The organism is Chthonomonas sp. (genome assembly GCF_035294505.1).
Taxonomy (GTDB): Bacteria; Armatimonadota; Chthonomonadetes; order Chthonomonadales; family Chthonomonadaceae; genus Chthonomonas.
In genome coordinates, this window is the sequence record NZ_DATGKU010000150.1 from 1 (window position 1) to 7,609 (window position 7,609).

8 protein-coding genes are annotated in these 7,609 nt (G+C 54.3%); 5 read left to right on the forward strand and 3 right to left on the reverse strand.

What is annotated here, in order from left to right; all coding sequences use genetic code 11:
* Positions 1-1,263 (reverse strand): hypothetical protein (locus VKV18_RS08440; RefSeq protein WP_324203765.1); only part of this gene is annotated, 1,263 nt, incomplete at its 3' end.
* Positions 1,264-1,603: 340 nt separating this feature from the next.
* Here VKV18_RS08440 and VKV18_RS08445 point away from each other — a divergent pair.
* From VKV18_RS08445 to VKV18_RS08465, 5 genes are all read left to right on the forward strand, one after another.
* On the forward strand, positions 1,604-2,752 hold the full coding sequence (locus VKV18_RS08445; RefSeq protein WP_324203766.1) for a GntR family transcriptional regulator: 1,149 nt from the start codon (positions 1,604-1,606) through the stop codon (positions 2,750-2,752).
* A 39-nt stretch (positions 2,753-2,791) separates the two neighbouring features.
* On the forward strand, positions 2,792-3,049 hold the full coding sequence (locus VKV18_RS08450; protein WP_324203767.1) for a hypothetical protein: 258 nt from the start codon (positions 2,792-2,794) through the stop codon (positions 3,047-3,049).
* A gap of 76 nt (positions 3,050-3,125) precedes the next feature.
* Positions 3,126-3,956, forward strand: a complete 831-nt coding sequence (locus tag VKV18_RS08455) for a DUF1559 domain-containing protein (protein WP_324203768.1) — start codon at positions 3,126-3,128, stop codon at positions 3,954-3,956.
* A gap of 259 nt (positions 3,957-4,215) precedes the next feature.
* Positions 4,216-4,530 (forward strand): hypothetical protein, encoded by a 315-nt coding sequence (locus VKV18_RS08460; RefSeq protein WP_324203769.1) that lies wholly within the window; start codon positions 4,216-4,218, stop codon positions 4,528-4,530.
* Positions 4,531-4,833: 303 nt separating this feature from the next.
* Positions 4,834-5,466: a hypothetical protein gene (locus VKV18_RS08465; RefSeq protein ID WP_324203770.1), complete on the forward strand. Its 633-nt coding sequence runs from the start codon at positions 4,834-4,836 to the stop codon at positions 5,464-5,466.
* 4 nt (positions 5,467-5,470) lie between these two features.
* Here the strand turns inward: VKV18_RS08465 and VKV18_RS08470 are convergent, their stop codons facing one another.
* Positions 5,471-7,000, reverse strand: coding sequence for a hypothetical protein (locus VKV18_RS08470; RefSeq protein ID WP_324203771.1), 1,530 nt, complete (start codon positions 6,998-7,000; stop codon positions 5,471-5,473).
* 44 nt (positions 7,001-7,044) lie between these two features.
* Positions 7,045-7,609, reverse strand: a 565-nt coding sequence (locus tag VKV18_RS08475; RefSeq protein WP_324203772.1) for a sugar phosphate isomerase/epimerase, incomplete at its 5' end; no start/stop codon positions are given.

A 7,609-nucleotide genomic window follows, 5' to 3' on the forward strand; every position in this document is an offset into this window, starting at 1 on the left:
ACTTCGTTGAGGGGTTAAGTTCTCTATAAGAGAGAGGTCATCAAAAGCATGGACTTGTGGATTGATTGAAAACGCCAAGAAATCTGCCCGATCCATAGGTGGCCGAAAGCGATTGATGAACAAGAAATCGCTATTGGTGCCTGTTCCTACAGGAGCCGTTGAAGCAAAATGCTCTCTATGCGCATTCAGAAGGAAAGAGTAGGGTGGAGCTTGTTGAGGGCTTTCTGTGGCAGGCAATACAAGCCAACGCGCAATAGGAAGCGGAGACGCTTCAAGCCTCTTTTTGAGCAGAGAGAGTTGCGCAAGTTGATTTTCCGAGAAAAGCAGGGCAAGTTCTAGCGGCCGGGCTAGAGCCTTTGTCCAGGCAGCAGCCTCTTCAAGGGTTTGGGGCCAGTTGGGAGTGTCGAGATGAAGTTCACAACGAAGGTGTGTGGGTGCGACAAGCTTTAACCGCGCCACATCACGCGGAGGGGTGGAGGGAAGGCCGAAGCCAATGGGGGGAATGGGCAGAGATCGATTCAGGGCAAAATCAAGGCGGGGTGGGAGAGATGAAGCGGACGCAAAATGAGCAGCTGAGAGTGACGCTTTTTCGATGCGAACGGTAATTCGCTGATGAAACGTCGTGCCTTCGGTAACCCTGACAGGGAACGGAAGGCCTAACGGTGTTGAATAGATTTTATAGGAGGCGTCCGTCCAGTTTCGCTGATCTTCCATCTCAAAAATATCCCCATCGAGTTCGATCCGATAGCGGAGGTGCTCGTTTGGAAAGAGGGTAAGAGCTTTAAGGTGAGAAAAAGGAGGAACGGGTTGTTCGGCGTTGATGGAGAGGGGCAGCGACGTTGTGGTGGTAGTGCCGTCGGTATGTTCAATGCAGCATAACGTGTCGGCGAGGTCGGCAGGTAGCAGGAGGCAGAATCCAATTCGGTTGTTGTAAAAGGTCGAGAGCGCTGTTCCGAAAAAATCGAAGGTGAGCGCCTCATCTCGGCCGATGATCGTTCCGTTCCAGACGAAATGGATATCGTCCTGTTGATGAGTCGCTTTTACGGCAATAAGGAAGGCCTTCGGGGAAATCTCTTTGGTAACGAGTTCGATATCGGCAGGAACAGTGCCCCAGTTACGGTCGCGTACGGCGACATAGATTCGCTGAACCAGCGTTTTATTTGCTGCCTTGAGGTTGCGAATTTCGCCCTGTGCATAGGATAGCGAAAACGCCTCCGTTGTCAGGGTACAGGGTACGTCTATGTGCAAGGGTTCTGTGCTCATCTTCTATGACCGTATTATGGTATACCATCCGACATTTTTTGTCAAGGGGCACCACGGTTGCTGACCGGCCATAAAACTTACTCCATTCGTTCCCCTCGTCGCTTTTGCTCTTGTTGGGTCGTGATGATATACGCTGCAAAGAAATATTCCTGGCATGGGTTCCCGCGCAGTGCTAGATGGCTCGAATTTTTGCGTTTTTTGCTTCTGCTTTTTATGCGCAAGAAGCCTGAGTTAAGCACTTAGTTGACAACGGAAAAGCCCCGTGTTATAATAGAGATGAACTGTTTGGAACAGCTTACTGTTCCGAACAGTAGGAGAATGAGGAGAAATAGTAGCGACTATGCGCCGCTCCCTGCCACAACAGATCGCAACGGCCGTTCTAAAGGACTACATTGAGAGCGGTGTTCTGAACTCTGGAGATCGCCTGCCCTCCGTGCGGGAGCTGGAACAGCAGTACCAAGCCTCGCGCTCTACGATTCTTGCCGCCTTAGGGATTCTCGAACAGCAAGGCGCTATCGTACGTCGGCACGGGCTGGGCTGTTTTGTGGCAGAAGGTACCCCAACAGCATCTTCGAACCGGCCTCCACACTTCCTCGGCTATATCTCCCCCAGCACCGACTCGGAGCTGATGCTGCGAATCTACGAGGGCGTCGAAAGCGCGGCGAGGCTCTACGATCTCCATGTGCTCGTTGCCAGCGTCTGCCATGACTACAACCTCGAGCGCAAGCAAGTGGCCCGCATGATCGAAGCGGGATGCAGAGCCATTGTGCTCTCACCCACCACCCGTACGCCCCAACAACTCGCCGAAGACTACCTCAACCGCGAATATCTCGATTTTCCCATTGTGCTTGTGGATCTCGCCTACCCTCAACACCGGCGGCCGCGGGTGGTGTTCGACAACTACCACGCCGGCTACGATGTTACCACCACGTTGCTGCGGGCAGGCCATACGCGCATCGCGATCATGCGACTGAACCCCGATCCGGAAGCGGGCTTCGCCTGCCGACACTATGCCGTGGAGGAGCGGTTTCGTGGCTACTGCGATGCCCTGCGCCAGGCACGCATTCCCCTGCGAGAAGAGTATGTATGGAAGCTTAAAAAAGGCTCCTTCCATGCAGACCTTGATGCAGAGCAGCTTGATAGGCTGCTCGCACTCCCCCATCCCCCAACCGCCCTCATCGCGCTGGAGGACATCGCCGCCATGAACGTTATCGAGCTGTTGCTAGAGCGTGGGGTTCAGGTGCCGGAAGAGATCACCGTAACGGGTTTTGATAACCTCTTACCCGCTCGCAACTTCCACCCGGCCTTCCCAACAACCCTTCCGGACTTTCGCAAGGCGGGCGAGCTTGCGACCTGGTTGGCCTATTCGCTTATGCAAGGGCAACCCGTTGAGGCGCTAACCTACGTTCTGCCGGTTCCTATCCATAATCGTCGCCTGTCGTTGCGACGACGTTCTTTTTCACGTGAAAAGATCACCTTACATGAGTAAGGCTATCGCACTCTGTTGAAGAGATAAGGAGGTGAAACAATGAAACAAGAGATCAACCCGATCGTGGCGGCTGTAATCGTCATCGTGGTGCTTGCCATTGCCGGCTATGCTATTTGGCGGGCAATAAACCCACCCACGCACTACGGAGAGAAACCGCCTGGAATCCCGCCAAATGTCGCCGCCGAATTCCAGCGACGGATGGGAGGTATCACTCCTCCAAATGGCAAAGTCCCTCAAAATTCCAACGGCGGGATGCCTAATGGAGGGTACATCGCACCGCCAACAGGCCCTCACTAAAGCTTCTCTGCTTGGTGTCATTATGACCAATCGTTTAAACTATCAAAAATCAATCTCTACAAGGAGACGAATCGCAATGAAAAAAGCCTTTACGCTTATCGAGCTTCTCGTCGTTATCGCGATTATCGCGATACTTGCTGCTATTCTGTTCCCGGTGTTCGCCCAGGCGCGAGAGCAGGCCCGGACGATCTCCTGCCTCTCAAACCTGAAACAGATGGGCCTGGCCGTGCATATGTATGCCCAAGACTACGATGAGCAGTTCCCAATGGGCACCTACGACGGCCCACGTAACTGGGAGGTAAACCCCGATGTAGACCCCTACGCCGGTGGCCCCATGCTAGACTGCTACGTCAACAGTCAGGGTCAAGGCCCCTTGGCCTGGAAGGGATTCAACCCCGGCGATGGCGGCCCTAACTATGTGGGGTGTGCCTACGGAACCGAGTTCTATCGTACCCTCATGCATGTGCAGCTCGGCCCCTACATCAAGAACGACCAGATGTGGTACTGCCCATCCGATAAATATCGTAATCCCAGCCAGGCGAATATCTCGCAGGGCCTGCAGTCCTACCACTGGTTCCCAAACTGGATCTATAACACATGGTGCCCGAACGGCACCGGCCCCTTCCCGTGTGTGAAGTACCCGGACGGACAGGTGCGCAACCTTTCCGGCATGCCCCCCAACGAACTTTCGGATTACGTGTCGGAACGCATTCTTATGACAGAACGTGGTGTCTTTGGCTGGGATGGACCGGATGGATGCGACCATCAGTGCGTGAATAGTAACGATAATCACCCGCGAGGCTACAATGCCCTCTTCTTCGATGGACATGCTAAGCTGATACCCTACGGGAAAAAATGGACCACCACACCGGCAACCGGTTGGCCTCCTCAAGACGCACCACAATAGAGCTTTAATCGAACTTTATTTGAGCAGAGGTGAAGGGGTTTCCCCTTCACCTCCTTTTGTTTTGGGCGCACTCCTTTTACATACGACTTTCCGCTTTTTCGAAGCATGTTGTAGTTCTATTAGAGGGTATTGTGAGAGCACCTCGCAAGTGCGGTCGGGTTAGCAGGTTCAGCTTACGTAGTAGGCTGCAAACTCTCTTTAGCCATCGGCAGCAGAGCGGTAGGTTCGTCGTTTGACAACTTATATAAAAGGAGGATGCATGGACACACATAAGGAGAAAAGTGGATTAGAGACGTTCAACCTGATCCTAACAACAAACCCAAACACGCTTATGGAACAACGCTGGCGGATCGTAGACCAATGGGCGTTGCTGGTGTCGGGGCGACCGGTGCGAAATCACTTCCTGGTGGTACCGATCAAAGATTTTCTCCTCATGGGCGGCTACAACGTGCGCCTGTTCAAAGAAAACAACGAAGACATCTGGACTTGCGAGCTGCGCGGGGTCTATTGCGGAAAACCGGCCCGACTGGTTGTAAAAGAAGGCTCGATCCCCAAAATCTTCCATGAGAGCTAGGCTCTCCTCGCAAACCGGTTCCTAAAAACACTCCCACCCCTCATCCAAAGCAACTCTAAATCTTCTCTCTTCACCGTTCCCTCTCAAGGCGCAAATGTAGGAGATCAAAACCCACCAACCGCCTACGCTCCGTGGTACGTTCTTTGGATAGGTAGGGGCATAAAAGGATGCCCCTACACCCCCTTTTCATCGCCAATGGATGCTGCTAAAAAGAGTTTCCGCTTTTGTACCTCTGCAAGCTAGTCTCTTTTTGAGACCCTCATTATCGTCGGTCTCCATCGTTACATTAACAAGGAGATGCTGATGAAATCGCTTTTTCGTTCTATCTTGTGGATAGGGGCTATGATCGGCCTGGCACACATCGCATGGGCGCAAGACACTCAACCTCCCGCTCCAAGCCCAGACCAAACACAGAGCACCGATGCATCTGATCGTCTTGCAATCGCAGACACCTGGAAAGCGCTGCGCGGCTTGAAGGGAGTCTACGTGCTGGTGGAAGCCCTACAGGATAATGTGAAAGATACGGGGCTTACGCGAGAGACCCTCCAGACGACGGTAGAGTTGGAGCTGCGCCGCGTGGGCATTCACGTGTACGATAGGGACGACCCGAAGCAGTACCAAGAGATAATCGCCAAAAACATCCCCCACTTGTACCTCAATGTGAACACGGTGAAAGGCACAGACCTCCTCGATAACCTCTATGCCTATAACGTGGAACTCTCCTTGGAGGAGGATGTTCTTTGCTTACGGAGCAACAACAGCAAAAGCGCAGATGCTGACCAACTTCTAGGGATACTCGGAGCCACCGTATGGCATCAAATTGTAACAGGGTTGTGTGGCGAAGCGCGTCTCTCCGATGCAGTGCAGGAGGCAGCTAAACAGCTTACCGATCAATTCTGCAACGATTTCCTGAAAGCCAATCCAAAAACCAAGTAGTCGGTTATAGGGAGCGTCGAGCCAAGCTGACCTCAAGCCCCTCCTGCCAAACGAAAGAGAGGGTCTGCTCTTGAAGCACTGCCGGAGGCGTATCGTGAAAGAAGAGGCGGGCGGGGTCGTTCGCGATGAAGCGCAGAGTAAGCGTGCATACCGCCCCCTTCGCCGGAGGCGTTTTAGGGATAAGCGTCACCCTGTTGCCGTCCACAACGGCCTTTTCGAGCGCACCCGCCGAGAAGGTGTAGTGGAGCGTATCACCTGCCGAAGAGGCCCCGACACAGCTCGTGAACACAAGCTGAATCTGGTGCCGCCGAATACAAACTTTCGCAACTTTGGGCGGCTCATGATAGGTGGCATCTCCAAGCGAGTAGGCGTAGAGCAGAGTCCCTTGTAGGCCCAGATCGGCGCAGGCCTTTTCAAAAGCGCGTATCCACCCGGTGCTGCGCCGATCCTGCGGTTCAGAACCGATGTCGGCCTGCATGATCAGCGGCATATGGGGCGCCACTTGCCTAACGGCGTCGAATAGGCCCGCATACCGTTTCACATAGTCGGGCGGCAGATCGGGGCGCGACCAGTCCGGCCAGTCGGTTTCAAAGCAGATCGCGTCGGGGCGTACTTGAGTTGCAATGGCCGCGGCATCAAGCCCATAGATATCGGCCAGCTGTTGGGCTGCGTTAGGAACATCCAAAGCCAACGTCCAAACGCAGACAGGTTTGGAGGGGACTTTCGCGCGAATGCCGCCGGGGCCGTTGATGAGATCGCTGAGGCAGGCGATGACGCTAGCACGTCGAAACGCGAGCCAGTTTTGCCAAAGCGTCGGGTTTTGAGCGGGGCTATTCGGCGAGTCAGGATGGAGAATATCCGGCAGCGGTGAGCCGGGAAACATCCGTTGAAAAGCGGCACGACACGCGGCGCAAAAACAGCCATACTCCGGGCTTTGAGGGCCGGGATACTCCGGCCAATAAGGCTCCATGAGGGCCACACCATCGAAGGGATAGGTCGTCAGCATTTTCACGATCTGCTGCTTTTTCCATGCACGGTACTGCGCATTGTTAAGACAAAGGCGCGTAAACCCATCCTCCACCGGCCGGCCTGCGAGGTCGCCCCGTGTTACCATCCGCCAAGCCGGCCAATCGGCAGGCAAATCCTTGCGGCTATAGACGCCGTTCACAAAGGTAGCGTACCACACACGTATGCCGTGACGATGGAGCGCTTGGATAAGGGCCGGCTGAACATCCGAATCGGCGGTGAGAACGTAGTAGACCACACGATAGCCGTGAATTTTCAGCTCTTCAGCTATCGAATCGGGCGAGCGGTTCTGAAAGTACGGAAAGCCCGGATCGATCTCGATGGCGCGTCCATAGAGCGAGGAGTGCCGAGTGATAGCTGACGACGCACCGAGCGGTAACGAAAACCCCTTGCCCATAGCGCTGCTAAGGAGCAGACAGACGATAAAAACCGTCGGCCACCGTCGTCTTCTGTTGTAAGGAGATTGATACCACATACGATTGGGTTTGGCAGGCCCGCCGTTTGCCACAGCGAGCCTGCCATGTTGCGATTAGGAGTTTGCTGCGAAGGTTGCTATTTGCCCATGGCGCGGAGGTTTTTAAGGCAGCGGTCTACGCACTCCAGCGGCGGATAGGCGTAGCTTTCCTGTTCCACGATGTACCACTGCGTTCCTCCGATGGTTTCGCAGAGATGGAAGATTTCCGACCAGTTAATATCACCTTCCCCAATGAGGGCTTTGTCGTTGGTGGCGGAATACTCTTTAATGTGCACGGTAAGCGCCCGCCCCGGATAGCGCCGTAGAAACACCGCCGCATCGGCATTGCCATGTCGGGCATTGCCCACATCGAACTGCATAACCACCTTCGGAGAGGTGTTGCTGAAAAAGACATCCCACGGCAGCTCGCCAGTCTCTAGAGGCTGAAACTCCGTGTGATGGTTATGATAGCCGGTAAACATCCCTTCTGGTTCGAGCTTATCGGCGATCTCGTTCATCAGCGCCGCCGTTCTAAGCCAGGCCTCTTTGGACTCGGTGTATTGACGGGGAAGGCCGGGCACAATGAGGAATTTGTTGCCTAGGGTCTTATGAAACTCGATGCTTTTGGCCAGCTCATCGCCGAGAAGCGTTTCGATTCCCACA